General features: G+C 41.1%; 27 protein-coding genes. 15 read left to right on the top strand and 12 right to left on the bottom strand.

The window, feature by feature from the left end:
- The first annotated feature begins 124 nt into the window (after positions 1–124).
- Positions 125–1,753 (top strand): PglL family O-oligosaccharyltransferase, encoded by a 1,629-nt coding sequence (locus MKI85_RS07580; RefSeq protein WP_241626471.1) that lies wholly within the window; start codon positions 125–127, stop codon positions 1,751–1,753.
- A gap of 40 nt (positions 1,754–1,793) precedes the next feature.
- On the opposite strand, the gene bfr is transcribed toward MKI85_RS07580, so the two are convergent.
- The 6 genes from bfr to gmk all read right to left on the bottom strand — a co-directional run bounded on the left by bfr (position 1,794) and on the right by gmk (position 6,682).
- The gene (gene bfr / locus MKI85_RS07575; protein WP_100241913.1) at positions 1,794–2,258 is read right to left on the bottom strand and encodes a heteropolymeric bacterioferritin subunit Bfr; all 465 of its coding nucleotides are present in this window, start codon (positions 2,256–2,258) and stop codon (positions 1,794–1,796) included.
- Between the two features lie 242 nt (positions 2,259–2,500).
- The gene (locus MKI85_RS07570; protein ID WP_100241912.1) at positions 2,501–2,695 is read right to left on the bottom strand and encodes a bacterioferritin-associated ferredoxin; all 195 of its coding nucleotides are present in this window, start codon (positions 2,693–2,695) and stop codon (positions 2,501–2,503) included.
- A 216-nt stretch (positions 2,696–2,911) separates the two neighbouring features.
- The gene (locus MKI85_RS07565) at positions 2,912–3,295 is read right to left on the bottom strand and encodes a RidA family protein (protein WP_044739681.1); all 384 of its coding nucleotides are present in this window, start codon (positions 3,293–3,295) and stop codon (positions 2,912–2,914) included.
- A 74-nt stretch (positions 3,296–3,369) separates the two neighbouring features.
- The gene (locus tag MKI85_RS07560; RefSeq protein ID WP_241626469.1) at positions 3,370–5,475 is read right to left on the bottom strand and encodes a RelA/SpoT family protein; all 2,106 of its coding nucleotides are present in this window, start codon (positions 5,473–5,475) and stop codon (positions 3,370–3,372) included.
- Positions 5,476–5,699: 224 nt separating this feature from the next.
- On the bottom strand, positions 5,700–5,981 hold the full coding sequence (gene rpoZ, locus MKI85_RS07555) for a DNA-directed RNA polymerase subunit omega (RefSeq protein WP_086209029.1): 282 nt from the start codon (positions 5,979–5,981) through the stop codon (positions 5,700–5,702).
- Positions 5,982–6,058: 77 nt separating this feature from the next.
- Positions 6,059–6,682, bottom strand: coding sequence for a guanylate kinase (gmk, locus tag MKI85_RS07550; RefSeq protein ID WP_241626467.1), 624 nt, complete (start codon positions 6,680–6,682; stop codon positions 6,059–6,061).
- A gap of 135 nt (positions 6,683–6,817) precedes the next feature.
- Between gmk and ispH the strand changes: the two genes are divergently transcribed.
- From ispH to rplS, 12 genes are all read left to right on the top strand, one after another.
- The gene (gene ispH, locus MKI85_RS07545) at positions 6,818–7,768 is read left to right on the top strand and encodes a 4-hydroxy-3-methylbut-2-enyl diphosphate reductase (RefSeq protein WP_241626465.1); all 951 of its coding nucleotides are present in this window, start codon (positions 6,818–6,820) and stop codon (positions 7,766–7,768) included.
- Between the two features lie 165 nt (positions 7,769–7,933).
- Positions 7,934–8,407, top strand: a complete 474-nt coding sequence (locus tag MKI85_RS07540) for a GspH/FimT family pseudopilin (RefSeq protein WP_241626463.1) — start codon at positions 7,934–7,936, stop codon at positions 8,405–8,407.
- The gene (gene pilV, locus MKI85_RS07535) at positions 8,404–8,928 is read left to right on the top strand and encodes a type IV pilus modification protein PilV (protein ID WP_241626462.1); all 525 of its coding nucleotides are present in this window, start codon (positions 8,404–8,406) and stop codon (positions 8,926–8,928) included. The genes MKI85_RS07540 and pilV overlap by 4 nt, the downstream gene beginning before the upstream one ends.
- 1 nt (position 8,929) lies before the next feature.
- Positions 8,930–10,030 carry a PilW family protein gene (locus MKI85_RS07530; protein ID WP_241626460.1) on the top strand — a complete coding sequence of 367 codons (1,101 nt, stop codon included), beginning with the start codon at positions 8,930–8,932 and terminating at the stop codon, positions 10,028–10,030.
- A complete protein-coding gene (locus MKI85_RS07525) occupies positions 10,030–10,797 on the top strand; it encodes a PilX N-terminal domain-containing pilus assembly protein (protein WP_241626458.1) in 768 nt (255 codons plus the stop codon). The genes MKI85_RS07530 and MKI85_RS07525 overlap by 1 nt, the downstream gene beginning before the upstream one ends.
- Before the next feature lie 18 nt (positions 10,798–10,815).
- On the top strand, positions 10,816–14,250 hold the full coding sequence (locus tag MKI85_RS07520; protein WP_241626456.1) for a pilus assembly protein: 3,435 nt from the start codon (positions 10,816–10,818) through the stop codon (positions 14,248–14,250).
- A 10-nt stretch (positions 14,251–14,260) separates the two neighbouring features.
- Positions 14,261–14,725 carry a type IV pilin protein gene (locus MKI85_RS07515; protein ID WP_241626454.1) on the top strand — a complete coding sequence of 155 codons (465 nt, stop codon included), beginning with the start codon at positions 14,261–14,263 and terminating at the stop codon, positions 14,723–14,725.
- Positions 14,719–15,195, top strand: coding sequence for a type IV pilin protein (locus MKI85_RS07510; RefSeq protein WP_281070026.1), 477 nt, complete (start codon positions 14,719–14,721; stop codon positions 15,193–15,195). The genes MKI85_RS07515 and MKI85_RS07510 overlap by 7 nt, the downstream gene beginning before the upstream one ends.
- Positions 15,196–15,444: 249 nt before the next feature.
- A complete protein-coding gene (gene rpsP / locus MKI85_RS07505; protein ID WP_100241902.1) occupies positions 15,445–15,702 on the top strand; it encodes a 30S ribosomal protein S16 in 258 nt (85 codons plus the stop codon).
- A gap of 28 nt (positions 15,703–15,730) precedes the next feature.
- The gene (gene rimM / locus MKI85_RS07500; RefSeq protein ID WP_241626452.1) at positions 15,731–16,279 is read left to right on the top strand and encodes a ribosome maturation factor RimM; all 549 of its coding nucleotides are present in this window, start codon (positions 15,731–15,733) and stop codon (positions 16,277–16,279) included.
- 42 nt (positions 16,280–16,321) lie between these two features.
- Positions 16,322–17,065 carry a tRNA (guanosine(37)-N1)-methyltransferase TrmD gene (gene trmD / locus MKI85_RS07495; RefSeq protein ID WP_241626450.1) on the top strand — a complete coding sequence of 248 codons (744 nt, stop codon included), beginning with the start codon at positions 16,322–16,324 and terminating at the stop codon, positions 17,063–17,065.
- Positions 17,066–17,243: 178 nt separating this feature from the next.
- Positions 17,244–17,618 (top strand): 50S ribosomal protein L19, encoded by a 375-nt coding sequence (gene rplS, locus MKI85_RS07490; RefSeq protein WP_241626448.1) that lies wholly within the window; start codon positions 17,244–17,246, stop codon positions 17,616–17,618.
- Between the two features lie 59 nt (positions 17,619–17,677).
- On the opposite strand, the gene MKI85_RS07485 is transcribed toward rplS, so the two are convergent.
- On the bottom strand, positions 17,678–18,661 hold the full coding sequence (locus MKI85_RS07485) for a lipase family alpha/beta hydrolase (protein ID WP_241626446.1): 984 nt from the start codon (positions 18,659–18,661) through the stop codon (positions 17,678–17,680).
- A 35-nt stretch (positions 18,662–18,696) separates the two neighbouring features.
- Positions 18,697–19,734: a lipase secretion chaperone gene (locus MKI85_RS07480; protein WP_241626444.1), complete on the bottom strand. Its 1,038-nt coding sequence runs from the start codon at positions 19,732–19,734 to the stop codon at positions 18,697–18,699.
- Between the two features lie 152 nt (positions 19,735–19,886).
- Here MKI85_RS07480 and truB point away from each other — a divergent pair, with 152 nt between their 5' ends.
- Complete coding sequence (gene truB / locus MKI85_RS07475) at positions 19,887–20,792, top strand: tRNA pseudouridine(55) synthase TruB (protein ID WP_241626442.1); 906 nt, start codon at positions 19,887–19,889, stop codon at positions 20,790–20,792.
- 13 nt (positions 20,793–20,805) lie between these two features.
- Positions 20,806–21,576 carry a sulfite exporter TauE/SafE family protein gene (locus MKI85_RS07470; RefSeq protein WP_241626440.1) on the top strand — a complete coding sequence of 257 codons (771 nt, stop codon included), beginning with the start codon at positions 20,806–20,808 and terminating at the stop codon, positions 21,574–21,576.
- 72 nt (positions 21,577–21,648) lie between these two features.
- On the opposite strand, the gene MKI85_RS07465 is transcribed toward MKI85_RS07470, so the two are convergent.
- The 4 genes from MKI85_RS07465 to serA form a co-directional block, all read right to left on the bottom strand.
- Positions 21,649–22,734 carry a glycosyltransferase gene (locus MKI85_RS07465; protein WP_241626438.1) on the bottom strand — a complete coding sequence of 362 codons (1,086 nt, stop codon included), beginning with the start codon at positions 22,732–22,734 and terminating at the stop codon, positions 21,649–21,651.
- Positions 22,735–22,932: 198 nt separating this feature from the next.
- A complete protein-coding gene (locus MKI85_RS07460) occupies positions 22,933–23,808 on the bottom strand; it encodes an EamA family transporter (RefSeq protein WP_241626436.1) in 876 nt (291 codons plus the stop codon).
- A gap of 80 nt (positions 23,809–23,888) precedes the next feature.
- The gene (locus MKI85_RS07455) at positions 23,889–24,794 is read right to left on the bottom strand and encodes an EamA family transporter (protein ID WP_241626434.1); all 906 of its coding nucleotides are present in this window, start codon (positions 24,792–24,794) and stop codon (positions 23,889–23,891) included.
- Between the two features lie 290 nt (positions 24,795–25,084).
- Complete coding sequence (gene serA / locus MKI85_RS07450) at positions 25,085–26,317, bottom strand: phosphoglycerate dehydrogenase (RefSeq protein ID WP_241626432.1); 1,233 nt, start codon at positions 26,315–26,317, stop codon at positions 25,085–25,087.
- Positions 26,318–26,404: the final 87 nt, after the last annotated feature.

Raw genomic sequence — 26,404 nt, 5'->3', positions numbered from 1 at the left:
TGTTATGGATTTTTAAGAATCTATATTACAGATCTTTCCAAAATTAGGAATTTCAAATATGAAAGATCAGAAAAAACCAACATTTTGAATTATACTATGTGCAGTTCTGCAATTATAGCCTCCAATGAAATTTATCCTCTCACTACTTGTCAGTGTGCTTATTGCACTGGCTTGGCTTTTGCCTGTCCATTATCGTCCGTGGGTAACCTATACAGGCGAGCTGTTTGCATTTTTATCATTATTTGCACTTACTGCTATTTTTCTGCAACAAAAGATTAAGTTGCCTGTATTGACATTGCCATTGGTGGCTATGGCATTTATCCCAATCTTGCAATGGATATTTGGGCTAGAATTCTTTTTTAGTGTTGCATTAATTTCCTGTTTATTTGTTATTGGTTTTTGGTTAAGTGCCGTATTAGGTTATAACCTATCTTTAACACAAACAGATCGAGAGCAAGCCTTCACTATTTTTAGTTATGTTTTGCTAATAGTCGGAACTCTATCTGGGTTGATGGCAATTTGTCAGTGGCTCACGATTGAAAATCATATTCCCGGTATTGCAAATTTGCGCAGCAATAGACCTTATGCAAATTTTGCTCAGCCAAATAATATGGCAACATTCCTCATTTTGTCCTTAATGGCGAGCTTGTATTTATTTGAGAAAAGTAAGCTTAAGGCTTGGATTTTAAATTTTTGCTCATTAACGATAATAATAGCCTTAGTCTTAAGCCAGTCTAGAACCTCATGGGTGGTTTGTATTCTATTTTTAGCGTATTTCTTCTATCAGCAATATAGAGGATATTTGCATCTTAAATGGTATATAATACTGACTTGGGTGGGATTGTTTATTGCTTTGATTTTAGCAAAGCCAGCTTTGGATCACTGGATTGCACAAGCTTCGCATTTGGCAATTGCTAACTCCCCAACAGCAATTGAGCGTGCAAGTACGGGACATTTACGTCTCGGCATTTGGCAGCAGATGTTATATGCCATTTCGGATCGTCCATGGTTTGGATATGGCTGGAACCAGACCAGTGTGGCGCAAGTCGCAGTGAGTGAATATTACCGTGTCCCAGAATGGATACGTAGTTCACATAATTTTGTACTTGATTTTCTAGTCTGGAACGGATTACTCATTGGCTTGCCATTCCTTGGCTATTTAATTTATTTGGCGTATCGATTAATTAGTCGTGTGAATTCCACTGAATCCGTGATTGGTATTCTGATGATTGTGGCAGTATTGGTGCATGCCTTATTGGAGTATCCACAAAACTACGCCTATTTCTTGTTGCCTTTAGGGTTTATTGTCGGCTTGGTTTTGTCGCAAGAGACAGAACTTAAAGTCTGGACTTTAGCGCCAAAATATACGCAGATGATATTTATTGTGGGTGGTTTACTTTTGGTGTTAATACATCGTGATTATATGGTGGCCGTACCGAAACTCAATCAATCCATGCGTTATGAAAAGACACCTGAAAAAATTACCAACCATGATCGGATTTATGTTTTGGATGAACTAAGTCGCAGAATTGCATGGATTCGATTGAATCCCAATACCTTACTCACCAAGGCAGAATTACAGCAAATTTATGAGATGGTGCAATGCTATCCAACCAAATATGATTTGTTGAAATATGCGCGTGTTCTTGCTTTTAATGGTGATGAGCAGGGGGCACGCCATCAGTTGTGGTTGTTAAAACAGTTGAAGCATGTTGATGTCAGCTATGAATCCTTGTTGGAACCAATCAAGTAAAAGACATAAAAAAGCCAGCTTTCGCTGGCTTTTTTATCGATTAAAGTTGGCTTTGAATATAATTCTCAATGCCAACACTTTCGACTAAATCGAGTTGAGTGGTAAGCCAGTCCCAGTATTCTTCTTCTTTCTCTAAAATTTCTTGAACCAAATCACGCGTTACGTAATCTAAAGTTTGTTCTGCCAGAGTTACTGCAGTTTTGATGCTTTCAATATTCTCTTTCACTTTGCGAATGTCACAATTGAGGACTTCCTCTGTATGCTGGCCAATATAAAGTTTGCCCAAATGTTGTAGATTCGGTAAGCCTTCTAAAAACAAAATACGTTCAATAATTTTATCTGCATGCTTCATTTGACGAATGGATTCTTTATATTCTGCAGAACCGAGCTGTTCAATACCCCAATCGTTGAACATACGAGAGTGTAAGAAGTATTGGTTAATAGCAGTTAAATGATGATAGAGTACCTGATTTAACTGGTTAATCACATCGCGATTGCCTTTCATAGCATAAACTCCATCAATCAATGCTGATTTAAAATTGTATGAGTAGGGTGTTATAGCCCTTGTAGTTCTATAAATCTTAAACAAGAATAATCGGAAAGGCGAGTGCTTTATTGAACAGCAAATGAAAATCGCAATCAAAAACAATTGGATATTAAACTATAAAAAAAACCCGCTTAGAGTCAGAGGCGAGGAGGAGAAATGATCGATTAGATCATTATATTGATTATTATGATTATTTGAGGTTAAGCAGCAACAGCAATTCTTGCAGCAATTTCAGCAACTTCATCGCTAATAATAGCGCGGGCTTCAGGTGCACAGCGACCACAGCAAGTGCCAAGATCAAGCATGTCGCGGATTTCACGATAGCTTTCTGCACCGCTGGCAACGGCATCTTTAATATCTTGATCTGTAATACCACGACACAAACATACGTACATTGCTGTAAGCCATACTAAATTAAATACGATAAGTAATATTATTGATAATTGTTATCGTTTGTCAATCAAATTCATTTGAAAAGAGAATTATTATCATTGGGAATTTGAATAAAAAAATATCATCTAAGCGGAAATCTGAGTGTTGCTCAGATTTCGCGCAAAGGAGTTAGGTTATTTAGATCTAAATATTTAAAGCGGGGGGATGGGTAGGATCAATTACTGTGGAATAATCACAATACCATCCATTTCAACCAAAGCACCTTTTGGAAGACTGGCAACGCCTAATGCGGCACGTGCTGGATAGGGTTGCGCAAAGTATTCGCCCATAATCTGATTCACCAATTGAAAATTGGATAAATCGGTTAAAAAGATATTCAGTTTGGCGATATCGGCCAATGAGCCACCAGCGGCTTCACACACGGCCTTTAAGTTGTCAAATACGCGGCGGATTTGCGCTTCAATGCCTTCAACCAATTCCATACTGTACGGATCTAAGCCGATTTGCCCTGAAAGATAAAGTGTTTCACCAACGAGAATGGCTTGTGAATAAGTACCAATAGCAGCAGGGGCATTTTCTGTATGAATGACTTGGCGGGACATCGATTTCTCCTTTTATATCTGAATACATCTTAAAGGATTGTATTCAGATACAGAAGCCCTATCGATTTAATTGATTAACTTGCGATTGGGGCTTCGGTCACACTTAATGGAATGGTCAGGCGGGTAATACGAGGGAAGCCGTAGTGCATGCGTAAGTCACGAATAATCTGGGCAATTTGCTTACGATTGTTGACCACAATGTTGACGTAGGTTTTATGGTCATAATTACGCACCATTTCTACCCCTGTTTTGGCTTTACGACATTGATAAATCAAATCAGAAATTTGTTCATCATCCATTTCCATGTCAATGCACAGGTAGGCAGTAAAGCTAACGTCATCAAGGTCTTCAGACGCCCATTGCAGAGGCATAATATTTTCTGGATGTAAGTGCTGTTCATGCAACAGGTTGTGACAACGGGCACGATGCACGATCAAGCCGCGACGTGAAAGATGTCCTTGAATTGGATCACCGAGTACCGGATTGCAGCAGTGGGCATATTTGACATCAACACCCTCGGTACCTTGGATTAGACGATCAGAGCTATGCTCTTCAACTGATTGTTCTTGGGCAAATAAATGATTGGCTACCAGTTGAGGTAATAAGTCACCCACTGCGATTTGCTGAAATAGGCGATCTTTAGAGTCTAAATGACGCCATTGCAGTAGGTCTAACCAATCATCCTCGGTAAGATCATTGGTTGAGCGATTAAAGAGTTTGAGCGCGCGGTTCAGGGCTTGTTCACCCACCAATTGTTGTTCTTCCACATCTTGATCACGCAAAATGTTTTGAATGGCACGTCGGGCTTTTTGGGTGTTAATAAAGCTGAGCCAGTCTGGATTTGGTGTGGCAAGCACATCGGTAATAATTTCGATCACTTGTCCGCTGAGAAGTGGGGTTGATAATGGCTTGGTTTCACCATTAATTTTCGCCCCAACCGCGTGGTTACCCAAGAATAGGCTGGCAGAATAGGCAAAATCGACGGCTGTAGCACCTTGCGGTAATTCGTGTAATTGCCCGTGCGGAGTATAGACCCAAATTTTTTCTTGATGTAGATAATCCAGCAAATCATTAAACGTGGTTTTGGCACAACTACTATCAATCAGCACATTCAAGTTTTGCATGGAGGCTTGGATGGCAGATCGGCAAGCCTGTGGTGCGTTTTCACCGAGTACCACGCCAAAACGTGCCGCTTTACGCATCAGTTCGGTCTGTAGGGTAAGAGAAAGTGTGGTTTTTTCACCCTTAAGGCGCATCATCAAAGATTGGTTGCCACCAGGTAGGGGGCGACGAATATGATCTTGATACGACAAGACTTGGAAATGTTCTTTTAGAATTTCGGCAAGATTATCGCAATCAGCGATACTTTGTAGAATGATTTCAAAGGCATGGCTATGGGTTAGTTCTTGTAAATCAATATCATTTTTTACGAAGTGGCGGAGTAGTTCAATATTGTTATTTTTCTTTTTAATGCGACCGCTAATTTGGTGTTGTTGTAGGAGCGACGTGAGGTTTTTTTCCCAGAGGGCTTGATATTCACAGCGTTTCGGCTTGGTTTTGGCTAAAGCTTCTTGCACATTGTTGAACATGTCCAGATCAAGATTCTGATAACACAAATGTTCAAGATTGTCCGCCATTTCATTCATGCCGACCAAGCGTGCCATAGGCACAAACACATCAAAAGTTTCTTGGGCAATACGTGCACGTTTGTCGGGTCGTAGTGACTCCAGTGTGGTCATATTATGATAGCGATCGGCTAATTTAATAATAATGACACGTGGGTCTTGTAGGGTGGCTTGTAAAATTTTTCGGAAAGAGGCTGCTTTGTTATATTCTTTATCACTGGAATGGCTGAGTTTGGTGACGCCATCGACCAGCTCTGCCACGGTGCGTCCAAATTTTTCGCTAATATCTTCTTTGCTAAAATCGGTGTCTTCAATCACATCATGTAATAGTGCTGCCATTAAGGTTTCAGCGTCTAAGCGCATATGCGCCAAAATACAACTGACGGCAATCGGATGCAAAATGTAGGGTTCACCACTTTTGCGGGTAATTCCATCATGGGCAATATCGGCATAATCGCAGGCCGCAAGCACTCGTTCGACTTCACTTTCATTCAGATAAGCGTCGATAATCACATTGAGTTGTTGTTTGGCTTGGCTGACTTCTGCGCCTGGCATATAACACCTTTACCTATACCATGAAAAAGCTATGCATCATTTCAGTTTTTAATAAAAAGCAAAGTGCGAAACTTGTCAAATTTTTTGTCGAAAATTCGCAAATCGTCAGTTTATAAAAAATAGAATGGTTTGAGTTAATGTTATAACTGTTCTTGAAGAAATATTAAAGTTCCAAGCATAAAAAAGCCTAGTTAAAAACTAGGCTTTTACATAATTTTTCTAACTTATTGGAAAGAAAAACCATCTAAATTAAGATTGTTTGCAGAAAGTGCAAGATCAAGGCTTGAAGTTTGATAGTCTTGCTCACGTTGCTTCAAAATATCTTTTGAAACGTGACCGACCGCAATTTCACGTAATGCAACCACTGTTGGTTTATCATTGTCCCATTCTACAGTTGGTTCGATACCTTGACGTGCGAGTTGACGCGCACGTTTGCTTGCCACTAGTACAAGCTCAAAGCGGTTGTCTACATGGTCTAAACAATCTTCAACGGTTACGCGTGCCATAAGTGTTCTCGTTTAAATGCTAATGCTGAAACAGACTGTGCAGTATAAAATGCTTTCAGTTGAGACTCAAGTTTTAATCACGATTCGACAGGCGTGATCAGCTTCTGAATCAGATCCTGATGGCGATTGGCTTGCTGGGTGAGAACCAGACGATTTGCAGTAATGACCGACTCCAAATCATGCAGCGCTTTATTAAAGTCATCATTAATAATGACATAGTCAAAATTCACAAACTGCTGCATATCTTCAACAGCACAACTCAAGCGATGTTCAATCACTTCCACGCTGTCTGTACCACGGTTAGATAAACGTTGACGTAAATCAAACTGGCTTGGTGGTAAAATGAAAATCTGTTTTGATTCTGGAAATAATTTACGCACTTGCTGCGCACCCTGCCAGTCAATCTCAAGTAAAACATCATGTCCTTTGGCCAATTGTTCTTTTACAGTCGCTTGTGCTGTACCGTAATAATTGCCAAAAACTTCTGCATACTCAATAAACCCGCCTTGTTCAACCAAAGTCAGAAAATCTTCTTTTTGGGTGAAATGGTAATGTACACCATCGAGTTCGCCAGGGCGTTGACCACGCGTAGTATGAGACACAGAAACATGTAGGTTGTTTACACGTTCAAGTAGGGCTTTTACGAGAGATGTTTTGCCAGTTCCTGAGGCAGCAGAAACGACAAACAAGAGACCCGACATGATATTTTTCCTGATATGATAAAATATCTTCTCTATTTTAGAGTAGACGAGCTGTAAACTAAATAGCTAGCTGTATTTTAGTTTACATAAATTTAGCAACGTATGACGTGCATTTAAGTGAGCAATGAGGGTTTTATGGAAATTGTATTGGCTAATCCGCGTGGTTTTTGTGCAGGGGTAGACCGAGCCATTGCGATTGTAAATCGTGCACTTGAGTGTTTTCAGCCCCCGATTTATGTACGTCATGAAGTGGTACATAATAAATTTGTGGTAGATGACTTACGTCAGCGTGGCGCAATTTTTGTCGATGAACTCGATGAAGTTCCTGATGACAATATTGTGATTTTTAGCGCACACGGTGTGTCTAAGGCAGTACAGCAAGAAGCAGAACGCCGTGGTTTAAAAGTCTTTGATGCGACCTGTCCATTGGTGACTAAAGTGCATATAGAAGTGACTAAATATGCCCGTGAAGGTGTGGAAGCGATTCTGATTGGTCATGAAGGGCACCCGGAAGTTGAAGGCACCATGGGGCAGTATGACAAGAAAAATGGCGGTGACATTTATCTAGTTGAAGATGAAGAAGATGTTGCGCAACTCGATGTACGTCATCCTGACAAAGTGGCTTTTGTGACACAAACGACACTGTCAATTGATGACACGGCAAAAGTGATTGATGCGTTACGTAAGAAATACCCGAACATTCAGGGACCACGTAAAGATGATATTTGCTATGCCACTCAAAACCGCCAAGATGCGGTGCGTGATTTAGCAGAGCAATGCGATGTGGTGCTGGTAGTGGGTTCTCCGAATTCTTCAAATTCGAATCGTTTACGTGAACTAGCTGAGCGTATGGGGAAAGCAGCATATCTGGTTGATAATGCAGAGCAGCTAGAGCAAAGTTGGTTTAATGAGAATACTAAAATTGGAGTGACAGCAGGCGCTTCTGCACCAGAAATTCTGATTAAGCAAGTGATTCAACGTTTGCAAGACTGGGGTGCAAAAGTACCCGAAGAACTTACTGGTCGAGAGGAAAATATTACCTTTAGCTTACCGAAAGAGTTACGTATTCCTGTAACACAAGCATAAAGTGATAATCGCTTAACATTTTATTTTTATTGAGAATTTGACAGATGATTGGTTTTTGACAATCATCTGTTTTTTTATGCCTTTTATCCAGATTATCTTCGTTTTGTCAGAAAAATAAATATGATTTTAAATAGGGTAAAGGTTTGTTACCTTGGGGGAAGGTGTATGCATAAGATTCGAGGGTTTACTTTAATTGAGCTGATGGTGACAATTGCTGTTTTGGCGATTATAGCCATGATTGCAGCTCCATCTTTTTCAGATCTATTACTAAAACAAAATCTTAAAAAAAGTTCACAAGAATTAGCGAATGTACTTGTACAGGCAAGAGCAAAAGCAGCGCTTGAACGTAAAGAAATCACAGTGAATTTGAATACTACAAATATTGCTGATAAAAATTTGGCACTTAAAGATACAACAAATACTGATTTTACTACGTTGAACTGGATGCCGAGTGGAAAAGCAATTTTAAAAACAGGTTCACCAACGACTATTACATTTTTATCTACAGGTCTAATCAAGGGGGTAAATTCGGATACATCCTTTGTTATCTGTGAAAAATCATCTGGTTCCTTGTCTAAAACAATCAGTATTTCCAAAATGGGAACAATTCAACAAGTTGCAGAAGGGACATGCTCATGAAATCTAATAGATCGAGTCAAAAAGGTGTGGGCTTAATCGAGATTTTGGTTGCATTGCTAGTCTTGGCTATTGGTATTTTAGGGTTTATTGCCTTGCAGTATCGTGCAGTTGAAGCGACTTCAGAAGCAATTAACCGTGTTCAAGCCATGAATATTGCACGTGATATGGCAGAGAGGATTCGTGCTAATCGTGATGGATTTGCTACTTATAAATCACAAACATCTGACCCAGGAAATCAAGCGGGTTTTACAATAAACTGTATGACAGCTACTTGTACGGCAGCGAATCTGGCGGATTTTGATGTGGCTCAAGTGACTCAAAAAGCTTCGAATTTGGGAATGACTGTGAATATGTTGCCATGTGTGGAAAATCAAGATGGGAGAAATTGTCTTTACGTCGCTTGGGGAGATACCAGTGCAACAAATGGTAATGGCTCTGGAGATTGTACTAAGGGTACATCCTATAATAATGGGTCGGTTGGTAATCGTCCATCAACCTGTGTGATTATGGAGACCTACTAAAATGAATAAAAAACAATTAGGTTTCACATTAATTGAATTAATGATTTCTCTTACACTAGGGTTGATTATTACAGCAGCTGCAGTCTTGTTATTTATCACCGGACAACGTAGTGCTGCAATGCAAAAAGGGGTGGCAGAGTTACAGGATAATGCAAACTTTGGTTTAAATTATATAACTAAAGATATTCGAATGAGCAACTTGAATACTAAAAAGGCCGAAATAAATGATGGAACCCTATATGGAGGTGTAGTACTAACAACAAAAGACTCTGCTGATGTTGAAACCAGTGCATCGACAGTAAAACCAACAATTCCGACTACAATAACGCTTGCTGATTTTTTAGTTTCTCAAAGCGATGATCGTTTGGCTACAGTAGGAACTGGAAATGCTTGGACTGGCTCCTCGAATGTTGAAGATACCTCTGGAACAGAATTGAGAAGTGATCAGTTGGTGATCCAATACCTACCACAATATACAATTAATGGTAATAACTATGATGGTGGTTTTGATTGTGAGGGAAATCCCATCCTTTTCCCGAAAACTGAAAATCTTCGTGTTTATGTCCAGCGTTATTTTTTAAGAGCAGATGATAATGCTAGTAGCAATGAAAGCTCACCACTCGCTTTGGCATGTGATGCTGGTTACTATGCAATTGGTGATTTTCATGCCGCTGATTCGACAGCAATACCACCTATAGCAGCAACGATACCTGCAACAGCTCCGTCAATAATTACAGGTTTAGGAGGGGCAGGACAAATTATCATTAAACGAGTGGATCAGTTTAGGGTGTTATTTGGTATACAAGATTCTGAAACAGACACATCTGCCAGTACACCTGTGACAAATATAATACATCAGTATGTTTCTATTAAAGACTATATGGCATTAACTGCTCCACGTCCTCGGATTTTATCTCTTCAAGTAGGGATGTTGGTTCGTTCTACACAGTCAGTCGGTGCAGAGTCGGCTGTCAAGTCTGATCAAGAATTTACTGTACTAGATCAAACAGTAAAAGTCAGGACATCAACAGATCCAAAATATATTCGTCAAGTAGTTTCTCAGACAGTAGCTTTGAGAAATGCACTTGGGGAGCGTGAATAATGAAAAATAAGCAAAGCGGAGCAACGTTGATTGTTGTATTGATTTTATTACTTGTTATTACCGTAGTCGGAATATTAGCAATACGAGGCAGTATAACGGCATTAAATATTGCGACAAATAGTCAAGCACAACAATTGCTTTTACAAAATTCAGACTCGGCAATCTTTAATGTAGAAAATCCCAAAAAACTGACCTTTAACCTTTCTCCGAATGGTTTATTTGGTTGGATTAAGCGTGATGAAAATAAGGGGAAAGAACTCGTTTTTTGTTACCGTGGTTCAGAATTAGATTTCTTTGATTTTGCTAATGCAAGTTCAATTTCCTGGAGTTCTGGTACTTCACCTTCTAATAGTGAGTTAGGTGTAGATGGTTTTTGCAAAATGGATAGTAGCAATAATTTTTTCACCAGTGGTCGTCGAGCTGTCATGACGCAAGTGATGATTAAAGTAAATACTAATTCGGCAAATCAAGTGGTGGGGTTGGATAAGGCTTTCTCTTTTGTGCAATTAGGTACGGATGTGGATTCTGCAAAAATTGATAAAGCAGAAAGGATTATGGTTATGGCTACTTCTATTCTTCCATCTATGAGTTCTGCATCTGCTGAAGATATTAACGCATGTTTTTCAACGCATATGAATCAAGTTGTGATTCCGAGTGGTGTTAGCGCCACAGCAGGGATGGATAAAAGTGTCGCAGAATGTCTGCAAAATCTTGGTGTACCAGTAAGTACGCATGTAGCTGAATATAACCTTACTCAAGCATTTTAATTTTGAGGGGATTGGAAAATGAAAAAAATAGCAAAAGTGGCAACATTCAAGCTCTCAGTACTCACAACTTTGATGCTCTGTGTGACAGCAAATAACTATGCAAGTGATATTGAGATTTACCGAGCAGCTTTAGCTGGGGATGGTAAAGCACGAGTGGTGCTTAATTTGGATAACTCATCCTTTGTGTCACCAGAACCAAGTGGAACCAGTGGGGGGAGTACTTCAATTCAGATAGATTATCCGAATGCGCAGTGTCCAAATCCGGAGAAATACTTCACTGAACGTGAATCTGTCACTTATAATGGAAAAACCTATGCCTTTGATGCAATGTATTGCCCAGATAAAAATAATTCTGCAATCAAATATTATAGCCGTTTGACGATGATAAAACGCAGTGCCCTGAGCGTGATTAATAATCCAAATTTAGGGGAAGGCATTCAAATAGGCTTATCTTTTTTTCCTAAACATACTGCTAGTCCAGTAGATGGTAGTGCTAATGTTACGCGTCCTATACCTTTGACAGCAGCTAATCGGGAAATTTTAAGTAATATCGTTACTGGGTTGCGTATTTCTCAGACGAATGATCAAGAAAAGCAAGTGCCTGTAGCGCAAGGTTATGGTGATGCTGCAGATGCTTTGCTAAAAACTAGTACAGGTGCCGACATCGCGGCAGATCAATGCTCAGGTTATGGTATTCTTACATTAACTTCAGGGTCACCAGTAGACGATAGCCTTGCCTATAGCAAGACTAAGATTGATTCGGTATTGGCAAGTGGTAACGCCTTATCACCAACATTGTGTACTGGCGGTGCTGGTCAATCAGCGACTGCAGGCGCTGCATGGCAATGTGTTAATCAAGCAGCGACTTTATTAGCTGCTGGAATGACAAAAATTAAAATGCCTGTCAAATCAACGGTGGTGGCATTTGGAACAGGGTTCTCATTTTCACCTAAGTTTCGAGATTATGATGCCGAGCTGACAACGGATTCTAGAATTGATGCTGATTACACAGCAGCTTATCAAAATAATATAAAAGATGTTTTGGGCGATCAGCAGTGGGCTGCAAAAACAGGTTTACATGGTAAAGGTGGGTATTATTCTGTAAAAGATGAACAGGCTGTAGCAAATCGTATTTTAGCATTTATTGAGGAAGTCAAAAATGTTGATATTCCTTTTATAACGACAGGCGCACCGACAATTCCTCAGGATCCTTTACATCCAGCATTGGTTCAAACCGATGCCTATTATTCGCAATTTAAACCTACTCCGATTGTTGGACAGATTCAAGCTCACAAACTGTGGGTGGGTAATATGAAAAAATATCATCTAAACAATCTGGGTCGTTTGATTGGTAAAAATGATAAAATTGTATTAGATGATATAGGACGTATTGCAGAGGGTGTTTATGACTATTGGGCACCTCCTGTAAGCAGTGTAGAGGCTACCCAAAAGGCAGATGTAAAAACCAGAGGAAGTGAGTTATTTGCACGGATGGGTGGGGTTTATTCGCAACTTAAGCTTGGCACAATAATAAAAAACACTGTAACTGAAGAAAACCGGAAAGTTCTGACCAATCGTACTGTAACTAGTACAGGAGTTAGTGGTGGGACAACCCTAAACGAAGTAAGAAGAAGAGATTGGGCAACTACTGATCCTCAATATTCAAATTTAATGAAATTACTAGATGAGCGTCAGGTTGGGGCTGTCCTGCATTCATCTCCTTTATTATTATCAAATAGAGGGAAAGTTAATTACAACAGTACTGCTGACTCAATTACCACGACAAATCGTGAAGACTATGTATTATTTGGTTCAACACAAGGTGTTTTACATGTTGTTAAAGTGCCTGATTATACCGAAACCACTGCAAGTGATGGTACAGTGACCAGTAGTAATGAAGGTGGAAAGGAGGTTTTTGCATTTGTCCCGCATGAGATGATTCAAAACCAAAGTGATGCTTTTAAGAGTGTTGAGACTACGCAAAGTCGAACAACTGATATTTATTATGGAGTTGATGGTCCATGGACCTCCTATACAGAATATGTGCCAGAGTCCAATGGTATACTGACTGTAGGTAGAGGTAAGTCAATTGGGGATGGAGGCAATTTGCAAGGTAAGCAACTGGTTTATGGTGGCTTACGTATGGGTGGGCGTAGTTATTATTCACTTGACCTGAAAGATATGAATAATCCTGCACTCAAGTTCCATATTGATCCTGCTTCACAAAAAGTTTATTACAATAATAACAGTACAACATTTTCAGAATTACAATATATGGGGCAAAGCTGGTCTAAACCCAAAATTGCTTGGGTAAATTGGAATGGTGGCCGTAGATTAGTCATGTTTGTCGGTGGTGGCTATGATATGGGTTATGAGTCTGATACTTATGATCAAGCAAGCAGTACCAGAACCGATAAAGGTGCTGGTGTCTATATGTTTGATGCCTTAAATGGCAATTTATTATGGTGGGCAAGTAAAGATGCGTCAGCAACAAGTTCACCAGATGCAAGAAGTGGCGTGATTGCTGTTCGAGATGCAAATATTCAATATAGTGTTGTAAATGAAATTAAAACAGTCGATCGAGATAATGATGGTCTCGTTGATCATCTCTATTTTGGGGATTTAGGCGGTCAAGTTTTCCGTATTGATTTAGATAATCATGCTGCAGCAATTGGTAGTTTTGCAAAACCTCCAACACGACTTTTAAATTTACATCAAAATAATGGTACGAGTCCTCGCTTCTATGCAGCTCCATCATTTGCCATTTTCAAAGATGCAGCGACTGATCACTTATTTGCAGCGGTTTCAATTGGAAGTGGTAATTTAAGTCATCCATTAGCTGAATATACTTCAACAACTGCGGCAGGTCGTAATTTCGATGCATTATATACAGTTTATGATAAAGACGTTGCTCGTGATGATTTGTATAGCATCACACCAGCGACTGCTAATGTAACACTTAATACAACCACAACGAATGATGTCTTGAAATTAAATGAGCTGACTTCAGCTAATCGCTTCAGCAATAGTAGTATTGTGGCACCTTATGCATCAACTGGAGGTTGGTATTTTAAATTTAAAGGTGTAAATGGTGATGCTAATACTCAACAAGAAAAAGTGTTTTTCTCTCCAAGTGTAATTGATTATGACCTTTATTTAAGTACTTTTGATTCTGGTGATTTAGGTTTAACTGGTGCGTGTGGTGGTGGAGTACAAGGTACTAGTCGAGTACGGTTATTTTGTATGCCTTTTGGGCAATGTGCTGCAAGCCGAGGCTATAGTAATGAAGATAACGCGAGTGATAAACAAGGATATGGGATCCTCAATCATGCAATTGGTGGAGTTGATGGTGGTATGACCCGAGTATTGGCAGATCCAAGATTAACGACTAACTTAAATGAAAGTTATCTAACCAAATCCAAATTAATCTCTCAGCGTTGGTATGAAAAGTAAGAGGTGATCTATGAATAAAAATGGTTTCACCTTAATTGAATTGATGGTGGTGCTTGTAATCATTGCGATTCTCGCTGCCATAGCGCTACCATCTTATCAGGCTTATTCTCGCCGTACTAAAGCGGCTCAAGCCCAACAGGAAATTCAACATATTGCAGTCCTTTTAGAGCGGCATAAAGCAAGGAACTTCAGTTTTAAAGGGTTTAATATAAATGATTATGGGATTAATACACCCCCAACTTATACTTTTGACTTAAAAGATGGTGCGACTACAACGACAGCCGCGAAAGGGATTGGTAGCGGAAAATTATTGACAGCTTCAGATGCTTCCGGAAGTTCTTGGGTCCTGTATGTTGTAACGACAGATAACCAAAATTATAATTTTTTGATGACAAGTTCAGGGCTTCGTTGCAAAAACAAGACTGAAACAAATATTACATCGGCTGGATGCGGTGTTGGGAGTGAGCCATGGTGAAAAACTATAAAGGCTTTACACTTATAGAGGTGATGATAGTTGTTCTAATTATTGGAATTTTAGCAGCAATTGCTTATCCTTCTTATCAAAAATATGTCCGTAAGACGAAACGTGTGGAGATGCAAAGCACGTTAATGGATCTGGCAGCAAAAATCCAGCGTTATAAGATCGCCAACTTTAAAGTTAAAAGTGCAACCCAAGCAGACTTGGGAGTTTCTACATCTTATCCCTTACAAGGTCAAAAACTTTATGATGTAGTATTAAGTCCATTAACTGGTGGAGCATTATCCGCTGAATCATGGATACTGACCGCAACACCAAAAGTTGGAACAACTCAAGCAGGGGATGGTGCTATCACAGTGAATTATCAAAACGTTAAATGTTGGTATGAAAATAAAGATATACCGTTATTAACGGATACTGTATCAGATGGAAATACTATTCCAGCTGATACTTGTACTAAGTGGTAGTAAAAAGCATCTTGGAAGTGTTTTGGCTTAGCCAAAACACTTCCAAGAATCCTTTAATAACTTATAATTCAAAAATACAAAGGTTTACCATTCCAATCGAGTGGAAGCAAATTCAAAACTGTGGATAAATCATTTTTTGAGCTTTTCCTTAGGGTAAATTTAGCGTAGAATGTCGCCCTCTATCAAAGGGGTTTGAAATGTATCGATGGTCGGTACAGGGATAATCCGTAAAAACTATAAGGTTGTATCATGGTAGTTATTCGTCTTGCACGCGGTGGTGCTAAAAAACGTCCGTTCTATCAAATCATTGTGACTGATAGTCGTAATGCACGTGACGGTCGTTTCATCGAACGTATTGGTTTCTTCAACCCTACAGCTCAAGGTAAAGCAGAAAAACTTCGTTTAGACGCTGACCGTTTTGCTCACTGGGTTTCTCAAGGTGCTCAACCTTCTGATCGTGTTGCTTCTTTAGCTGCTCAAGCTAAAAAAGCTGCGGCTACTGCATAATTTTTGTGAATTGAGTAGTAGGTAGCCCATGACACCAACACAGAATGTTCCGGAAGATCGTATTCAGATTGGACAGTTACGTTCAGCATATGGATTAAATGGGTGGCTCTGGGTCTATTCCAATACAGAACCTATGAGCAACATATTTGACTACCTGCCTTGGTTTATTGAAACCAAAGCAGGTTGGCAAACTGTCGATGTAAAACGTTGGAAACCGCATGGCAAAGGTCTGGTTGTTTCGCTCAAAGGTGTGAGTGATCGCACAGCAGCGGATAATCTGGTCGGTGCAAATGTCTGGATTTCAAAATCGCAACTGCCTCAAGCAGGTGTGGACGAGTATTATTGGTCAGATTTAAAAGGCTTAACGGTGTTGGGTCTGGATGATGAAGAGCAAGAAGTTAATCTCGGTCAAATCCATGAACTGTTTGAAACAGGGGCTAACGATGTGATGGTGGTTCGCGCAACTGCCGACAGTGTCGATAGCGAAGAGCGTATGATTCCATGGCATAAAGATGTGGTACAACGCGTTGATCTCGAAGCTGGTCGTATCTACGTAAATTGGGGCGTAGATTATTAATCCGTTCAGGATTCACACAGCAGGAAAATAGAGGAGTCTGCGGTGTTTTTTGCAGTCATTACGCTTTTTCCTGAAATGTTTGAAGCGATTACAGCCTATGGTATTAGCGGGCGCGCAGCAAAACGTGACATTGTACAAGTCCATTGTATCAATCCACGCGAATTTGCTGAGGGCAACTACAAAAGAGTGGATGAACGTCCCTTTGGTGGTGGTCCTGGTATGGTGATGATGGCTGAGCCTTTGGCGAAAGCAATTCAACGTGCCAAACAGCTTGCAGAGCAAGCGGGAGCAGTCCATGTTCCTGTGGTGTATATGTCACCGCAAGGACAAACCCTGAATGAACCAGCAGTACAGCAGTTTGTCGACTACGATGGCTTAATTGTGTTGTGTGGACGATATGAAGGGGTTGATGAGCGTTTAATCCAAAAATATGTTGATCAGGAATGGTCGATAGGGGATTACGTGTTATCGGGTGGTGAGCTTCCTGCGATGGTGTTATTGGACAGCATTATTCGACGTTTGCCGAATACCATGTCTGATGAACAATCGGCTGTGCAGGATTCATTTGTGGATGGTCTTTTAGATTGCCCACAATATACCAAGCCAGACCATTTTGAGGGGTTGGATGTGCCTGAAGTATTGAAATCAGGACATCATGCCAACATTGAAAAATGGCGGTTTTTGCAGCGTTATCAACGCACTCTTGAGCGCCGACCTGAGTTGGTGGAAAAGGTGGAGTTGAGCAAACAGCAAAAAAAATGGCTCAAAGATTTATCGGGGAAATAACTTAAGGTTATTTCTCTAGCCCAATACTTAAACGGTGGTGTTTAAGTGTTGTTTATTAGGCTCTTTATGCATTGAAGTGGTCAAGCATAAAGGGAAAGTCAATCGGGTCTATGCGCTTTAGCCTCTATACCCAGTGGATCTCAGACCTCTTCTGACCCACACATATTGGAGATACCCCATGAGCGGTAAGCATCCTTTAGTACAAGCTGTTGAAAATGCACAGCTTAAACAAGACATCCCAGCTTTTGCACCAGGTGATACAGTTATCGTTCAGGTAAAAGTAAAAGAAGGTGAGCGTGAGCGTCTTCAAGCATTTGAAGGTGTTGTAATCGCGAAGAAAAACCGTGGTTTGAACTCTGCGTTCACAGTACGTAAAATTTCTAGCGGTGTTGGTGTTGAGCGTGTTTTCCAAACTCACTCTCCAATCGTTGCTAAAATCGAAGTGAAACGTCGTGGTGACGTTCGTCGTGCTAAACTTTACTACCTACGCGAATTGTCTGGTAAAGCTGCACGTATTCGTGAAAAGTTACCAGCTCGTAAAACTGTTGCTTAATCAGTTTTATTTGAGTGAAAAAATGCGCCATTCGGCGCATTTTTTTTGCCTTTTATTTTTTATAAGCCTTGCAGTTTTAAACGATTGGCATGCTGGCGATAGACATCAACCGGATCGGGACTAAACAACCCTCGTAATCCCAAGACCTGATTGACCTCATCCAAATGGTTCCAGTCATAATTATCACGGATGACCTTACCAAAATGGGTACTGCAGCGCGGAACCAATCCATCATTGTCTGTGCTGATATACGAGATCGGTGCAAGCAGGGAGATTGCACTGTCTGCAACATCAATCACGTTGGTCACTTGGGATGTCCCTGTCCATGAGTAATAGTAGATTCCATTATTGGAGGTAGCACCACTTCTGTTACAGTCTGATGCTAAAGCTGTCGTCAGAAATTTTTGATTAAAGACTTGAGAACCTTGTTCACTGATCGAAGTGAGTGAGGCATGTAAATCACTCTTCAATGCAGGATTACCTTCAGCAAAGGTAATCAGTGGTCCGATAATATAATCTGTAGCGATACTTAAGAGCTGAGAACCTACTTGGTTTGAAAGTAAGTCATCTGCCACTTTGGAACCTCTAAATGTCGCACCAACCCCAGTTAAGGATGCCACATATTGAGGTTTGACTGCTTCGACATAGCGAATTGTAGGTCCCCCATGGCTATGTCCGATCAGGTTGACTTTTGGTTTACCCGTAATGGCAATGACGTCTTCGACTTGTTGTAACAATTGTTCACCGCGAACTTCGGTAGACTCTAAAGGCGAGATCTGCGCAGCAAAAGTGGTTGCCCCATTACGCGCTAGATCGGGCAGAATTTGGTACCAGTAATCTAAACCAAATTCAGCCACTCCAAGCCGACTAAAGCCAAACATGCCATGGGTAAATAATAATGGATATTGGGTTTTGGCATAGGTGCTTTGGGCTGTGCTATTCACGCGAAGTACGTTTGCAGACACCGAACTGGTGCCGAAGCTGATGCATACAGCTAAACCCAGCAGTGAAATGTTATGTGCTATTTTTTTCGTTTTATACATATTTTCATCCTGAAAAAAGGTCATGAGAGACAGAATTATTCTGCGAAAGGTAGTTTTCCTCCTGAGTCGTGGGTGGTTTCAAAGGTGCCTAATCGTAATTGTTCTTGCGGGTGTTTAAATTGTTGCTGACGTAGTTGTGCAATCGCTTGTTGTTGTGCAGATTCACTCATGTGGCTCTTCAATATCTGATCACGTTGCGCTAAATAATCATTTACCCGCGATTTCCATTGCCCGCGTTCCTGATCGAGCTGCTCCAGACGTTGTGTGGCTTCTGCACCGACCAGATTCATGCGCATTTGGCGTAGTTCGGCACTGGAACCACTACGTGCTTTAATATCGGCAGTCAGTTTGCGCAGATCTTCCAATTTGGATAATTGTTCTAGATTTTCTCGCCAGTCTTCAGGTAATTGAGCAAATAGCGCTTTTAATTTCTGCGCTTTTTCTATTTCACTGAGGGACTGATCCGCCAGAATCGACATACGGTTCAAGGTATATTCATGGTAGATATTCTCTGCACCAAAAAGTCCCTCTATTTCATAATTAGAAAAGAACTGATTGCGTAGATTTTTAATCAGACCGAAAACTTTACGAAAGTATTCAGGGTCTTGCTTGTTCAAATTTGGTTCTTGTAAGTTGCCTAACTGAACGCGGTAATCGAGATAGCGATTCCAGAGATCGATTATTTGGTTTAAAGCAGGCTCTTGATAACCTTTTTGCATATACACAGCGAAGTCTTGCTTGATTTGTTCCAGCTGCTTTTCACCATATTGCGTGATGAAATATTCGAAGCAATTTCGGGTTTGTTCATTCACGATTAAACGCTGGCTCTGATCTAAACTAATCTGACAGTTGATTTCAGTATCTTGCTGACTTGGGCTAACAAAAGGTTGAACCACACGGGAGGATAAACCTGTGTCGGTAGCTCGTAATGCAGTCGAGTCCTGTGCAGATGGTATGAGTGAATTTGATGTAGCATTCGAACCTGTAGTGGCACTCGGCGCCAACCAGACTAAAAAGCTAAGCAGAATAACAACTACGATGGCGAGTATCAGCCATAATTTCTTTTTTTGCATATCCTATGCCTAACATCCATTTTTAATTTTTATTGGGTCCATTTTGAACTTGTTTTTATTGTGCAATGTAAACGCAAATAAACAACAGAAAAGTTGTAAAACTAGATGAGCGGTTGTTAGTATGGCGGCAGTTGAAATACGTGTTCTGAGTTATGAAATCATCTGCTGCAAAAATCCAGCGCCGTGCGGTTCATGGGGTATTTTTATTAAATAAACCCTTGGGTATTAGTTCAAATGCGGCATTACAAAAAGTACGCTGGTTGTTTCGGGCAGAGAAAGCAGGGCATACAGGGGCTTTAGATCCGCTGGCTTCAGGCTTACTCCCGATCTGTTTTGGGGAAGCCACCAAATTCTCGCATTTCTTATTAGAGTCTACCAAGCGCTATCAAACCACAGTCCAACTTGGGCATAGTACGACGACGGGTGATGTCGAAGGTGAAGTGCTGCTCGAACAAGCTGTTCCAGAACTAACTGAAGATAAAATTCAGCAGGTTTTGAGCCAATTTATCGGTGAGATTCAACAAATTCCACCCATGTATTCGGCACTCAAGAAGCAAGGTCGTCCGTTGTATGAGCTGGCACGTAAAGGGATTGAAGTTGAGCGTGACGCACGTCCAATTACCATTGAAGCCATTCAGCTGCTCTCATTTACGGAAAACAGCATCACTTTAGATGTGACCTGTTCTAAAGGAACCTATATTCGTGTTTTAGGTGAAGATATTGCCAAAGCCTTAGGCACTTATGGGCATTTGATTTATTTGCATCGTATTCAAACGGGTCATTTTGAACTGATCCCAAGTTATACCATTGAATATTTAGAAGGTTTAACAGAACAAGAGCGCGAAGCGCTGCTGTTACCTGTATATGCCCCTGTGCAGCATTTTACCCAGATTCAAGTGCCTGAAGGTCGAGCAGAATATTTTAGTCGTGGTATGGAAAGTAATATTGAGCATGCAGCGGAAGCACAAGTGTTGGTGTTTGATGGCGAGAAGTGCCTTGGTTTAGCCGAAATTAATGATCGCAAGCGTTTAATTCCTAAACGTGTTTTGAATCTGTAGGCGGCTAACGATTATGGAACTCGACCTGATTCTGAGTTTGGTTTTCTTTGCTTTTTGTGCAGGGGCAATTGATGCTGCTGTTGGAGGCGGAGGTCTTATTCAGATTCCTGCCATCATGGGCGCAATGCCACAATTGGCACCCGCCACGGTATTTGGTACCAACAAACTCTCTTCTATTTTTGGTACGGCTTCAGCGGCATTCTCTTTTCTTCGTCGGGTGTCCTTGTCGTGGAAGTTGCTGTTGGTGATTGGTATTGGTGCCTTCATCAGTTCCTACTTGGGTGCAGCCTGTGTTTCCATGATTCCCACACAAGTGTTGAAGCCTTTTGTGTTGTGTATGCTGATCATTATTGCGATCTATACCTTCATGAAAAAACAGTTTGGGCAGGTGCATTTTCAACAGGAAGTCACCACGAAAATATTGGTGCTCGCCGCTGTCGGCAGTGTGTTAATTGGCTTTTATGATGGTATTTTTGGACCAGGAACGGGCAGTTTCTTTATTTTTTATTTTATTCGCTATTTAAAAGTCGATTTTATCCATGCATCGGCACTCTCCAAAATTGCCAATTTCATGACCAACTTTGCCGCATTGAGTTTTTTCATCCCCGCAGGTCATGTGTTATTTGGGATAGGCTTAACCATGGCGGCAGCAAATATTGCAGGTTCGTTGGTAGGTGTCAGACTGGCATTAAAATATGGCAGTGGTTTTATCCGTATTATCTTTTTAGTTCTAGTGTCTATTTTAATAGTGCGTTTAAGTTATCAAATCTTGTTCCCTGCTTAAGTTCAGCTGATGTAATTTTACATCAGCCGCGCAATTAAGGTTTTCAACTGACCCTTCCTTGGCAAGGATTTGTCATTTATAGAAGCGTAGGTTAGCAATGAGCCGTGCTTCTTCAGAGGTAGGGTATTTCTGCTCCATCAATAATTTGAGGATGGCTTGTTTGCCTTGTTCTTTATAGTGCGGGCAATAGGAGGCAGCGACACTGAACTCATCTAAAGCTCGCCATGTATAAACACTGTCATCCACAAATAAAGTATCGCTCGGGCGCTTGATCTGGCAGGCTTGTAAGGCAAATTGGCACGCTGACTCAAATAAATGGTTCTCACGGTAAAAGCGTGCCAGCTCATAGAGGGGTTCAGCCCGTTGTGGGCGACTGACCCAAGCCTGCAAATAAGCAGTACGAATCTCTGCTGCGGGTTTCTTTAATTTTTCTATAAATTTTGCTGCACGAAATTGTGCTGTCCAGCGTTCTTCTTCCCATCCGCCTGCATCGGCGCGTACTTGATAGGCTTCGAGGGCTGGTTCGGGTAAATTTGCATCTTGATAACTTTGTGCGAGATAAAATTTATATCGAAGGTTATCAGGCTCATCAATGATGGCTTGCTTTAAAATTTCGATATCTTTGAGATAGGTGGTAGGATCGCGCCCTCTGGCACCATCATGCTGCACAAAAACATGAGGACCTTTTAATAGCTGCCATTGGTGAGGTTCAGGCGAGTTTAAGTATTCGTGTAAAACACCTTCCCATTTCCATGGAATTTGAGTTGATACAAGCGAATTTAATTGATAGCGGATATTGCCGTAAATATATTCAAAATAATACGCTAAGCCCGATAAAGTACCCCATTCAAAATCAGGATCTACCATGAGGGTCTGGTCGGCATCGATAAACATCAGGTAATCAGCATGGGGCAGGGATGGATCCTGCGCCAGTTGTAATGCTTCGGTACGATTGAAACCAAAATTCTGCCAAGGGCGTTCAAACAGCTTGCCAGGCAAATCTTGCATAAAGTCTTGAATCAGTTGTTGAGTACCATCTGTTGATCCTGTATCAACAATGGCCCATGAGTGAATCCACGGTTTGACCGATTTTAAGCAACGTAAAATCACCGCTGTTTCATTTTTGACAATCATATTCAGGCGGATATGTGGCTGCATTGTTATTCTTATATTCCCTTTTTACTCTTTTTCTCATAGTAGATTTTCGAACTTGCAAATTCAAGCCATTCTTCAGGTGGAACCATGCGACAGCATGTCTAGGATGTAAAAGAGTAGAGAGATAAAAGGGACTGTTGATGCAGTTAGAAGCATACAACAGTCACAAACAGATGGGTTTTTGAATGCCGCTATGAAAGCTTAGTTTTCGTTATCAGGCGCAGCTCGACTGGCACGATAAGTGACGCCGATGGAAGCCGTCATAATGCAAATCAGGGCTAAAGTTTGCCAGAGGGTAATATGCTCTTTAAGGAGTAGCATACCTGCAATAGCGGCGAGGGCAGGAGATAAACTGGATAAAGTGCCATAGCTGAGTTTGCTTAAGCGCTTTAATGCCATTAAATCAAGTGTATATGGAATGGCTGTGGCTAATAGGGCAATCATCAAGGCTTGCGGCCAGTACTGAAATTGTACTAATGCTTCAGGATTCCGAATACTGTTGATCGGCAAGAGCACCAGTGTAGACAAGACAATCGCAATACTCAGTGCATGCATACCAATATTTTGACGGGCAACACGTTGTCCGAAATAAATATAAAATGCCCAAAAAATACCTGCACCCAAAGCACATGCGGCACCAATATAAGAGAAGTTATGCGCTTGTGCATCTTGCCACGGCACCATCAGAGCAATGCCTGTAATGGCGAGTCCGACCCAAATATAATCACTTTTGTGCTTGATGGAGAGTAGAGCTAAAGTGAGTGGTCCTAAAAATTCCAATCCCACCGCAATCCCTTGGGGTAATTTGCCCAAAGATGCATAAAACAACACATTCATGACACAGACCGAAGCACTATAAAACAGCAAATCACGCCATTGTAAATACGGAAGACGTTTAATGATTCTCCATGAACGGAACATTAACACCACTAAAATCGAGGCAAAGGTCAGTCTTAAAGTCACCACGGTAAACGGGTCTAAAGCTTGCATGAGCTGTTTGGCAAAGGAGGCACTGACTTGATATGCCAACATGGATAACACCATGAAAAATACGGCACTCAGTTGACTGTTGGGCATATCTGTTGTGGTCTCCATGACAAGTTAATGAAAAAATATGATGCAACCCTAAACCTTTTGCTGCTTAGGACTGGAGTGAATTAAACGGATTCACTCGAGGATTTTAAAGCCACTTCATTACGGCGTTTGGCTTGCTGGGTGGTATAGGTACAACCGATCGAAGCGGTAATAATGGTGCCAAGCGCCAGCCATTGAGTCCAAAGTAATTGTTCATTTAAAAAGACAAAACCAGAGAGAGCAGCAATCGCGGGTTCCAGACTCATTAAGGTGCCAAAGCTCAATGCTGTTAAATTGCGTAAGGCAATCATTTCTAAGGTAAATGGTAAGGCACTGGCGAGAATCGCCAAGCCCACAAAATAGAATAAATGCGGAGGCTGAAAGACATTACTGGTCATGCCAGAAAATAAGGCAACAGGCATTAAACATAGCATGCCGACGAACATACCCAAACACACCGTATGGTTGCCTGAAATTCCTGAAGGGCGTTGCCCAGCAATAATATAAACCGCCCAACAGGCACCCGCACCAATGGCAAATGCAATCCCGACTAAATCCAATGACTGTGTGGCTTGGTCAAAGGGAAACAGTAAGATTAAGCCTAAAATGGCTAGGCTGACCCAAAGCACATCATATTTTTGTCGTGCATAGTACAAGGCAACACTTAAGGGTCCAATAAATTCAAACGAAACCGCAATGCCCAGTGGTAGGCGTTCAATGGACAAGTAAAACAGTCCGTTCATCCCAGCTAAGGCTATGCCATAACTCAAAATGGAAGACCAGCGCACACTTTTAAAATTAATTTTCCAGATTTGAAAAATAATCGCCAGAATTAGCGCACCTAACAGCATACGCATGGCTGAAACCGTTAACACGGGGAATTGCTGAAACAGAACTTTTGCCAATGAACCACTACTTTGCACACAGAGCATGGCAATGAACAACAGGAACACGGCTTGGAAATAGGAGGATTTTTTTAAGTTCAGCATGATCTAGGGCATTATGTTTTATATCGGATGGTCAATTTGTATATTTTTTTCAATCATAACATTGTGTCGTTGAAATAGCTCGTAGCGGATGAGCAAGATCAAGCATCATGCATATCGAAATGAAAAAGTCAGAAGGCATGGGTATGCTGAACTGAAACAAAACCGATCTATTCCCTATAGGCAATAGATCGGTTTTGGGCTGTGAAACCGTTTTTATTGACCCCTTTAAGCGGAGGAGGAGTCAATAAAAAACCACAGACACAAGTCTGTGGTTTTTCACATCGAATAACTTAGAACAATACGCGAACGCGGATTGTACCTTCAACGTGTTGTAAAGTATCAAGTGCTTCTTGAGATGCTGTTACGTCAACATCCATTACCAAGTAGCCCACATCACCTTTGGTCATTAAAGACTGACCAGAGATGTTGATGCCATGCTCAGCAAATAGGTTGTTGATTTTTGAAAGTACGCCAGGCACGTTTTTGTGAATGTGCAGTAAACGGTGTTTACCTTCAGTCAACGGCAACGCGATTTCTGGGAAGTTCACAGCAGATAAAGTCATACCTTTGTCTGAGTAAGCTACGAATTTTTCAGCCACTTCTAAACCAATGTTCGCTTGCGCTTCCATGGTCGAACCACCCACGTGCGGTGTTAAGATCACGTTTGGTAAGTTACGGAGTGGAGAAACAAATTCTTCACCGTTCGCTTTCGGCTCTTTCGGGAATACGTCAACCGCAGCACCTGCAAGGTGACCTGATTTAAGCGCATCAGCCAAATCTTCAATCACGACACAAGTACCACGTGCAGCATTGATGAAGATTGAACCTTCTTTCATTTGCGCGAATTGATCTTTAGTCATGAAGTTACGTGTAGACGGAACGTCTGGCACATGTAAAGACACCACGTCTGCATTTGCAAGAAGTTCACCCAAGCTGCCGACTTGACGTGCATTACCTAAAGGTAATTTAGTCACTGTGTCGAAATAGATGACTTTCATACCCATGCTTTCAGCTAAAACTGAAAGTTGCGAACCAATTGAACCGTAACCCACGATACCTAAAGTTTTACCACGTGTTTCGTATGAACCCACAGCAGATTTGTTCCAGCCACCCGCATGTGTATCTGTAGATTTTTCAGGTACACGACGAAGAAGGAGAATCGCTTCAGCTAATACCAGTTCAGCTACTGAACGAGTATTTGAGTATGGTGCGTTAAAGACTGGAATACCGCGAACCATCGCAGCATTTAAGTTCACTTGGTTGGTCCCGATACAGAAACAACCCACCGCGATGAGTTTGTTTGCCGCTTCAAAAACTTCTTCAGTTAATTGAGTACGGGAACGAATACCAATGAAGTGCGCATCTTTGATCGCTTCTTTCAACGCTTCACCCTCAAGCGCAGTTTTACGATAATCGATGTTGGTGTATCCAGCAGCATTCAAAGTGTCGACAGCGTTTTGATGAACGCCTTCTAACAATAAGAAACGAATTTTATCTTTAGGCAGGGAAAGATGTTGGCTCATTACGGCTCCGCTACAAAGGCCAAATTTGGTCGCAGTATCATAGCATAGGACGTAGGGGGATATACATTTCCTTTATGACGCAGCGAT

It is taken from the genome of Acinetobacter zhairuonensis, assembly GCF_022601715.1.
In the GTDB taxonomy this organism is placed as follows: Bacteria; Pseudomonadota; Gammaproteobacteria; order Pseudomonadales; family Moraxellaceae; genus Acinetobacter.
The sequence above is the reverse complement of the archived record's forward strand: the minus strand, read 5'-3'. Positions and strand labels throughout refer to the sequence as shown.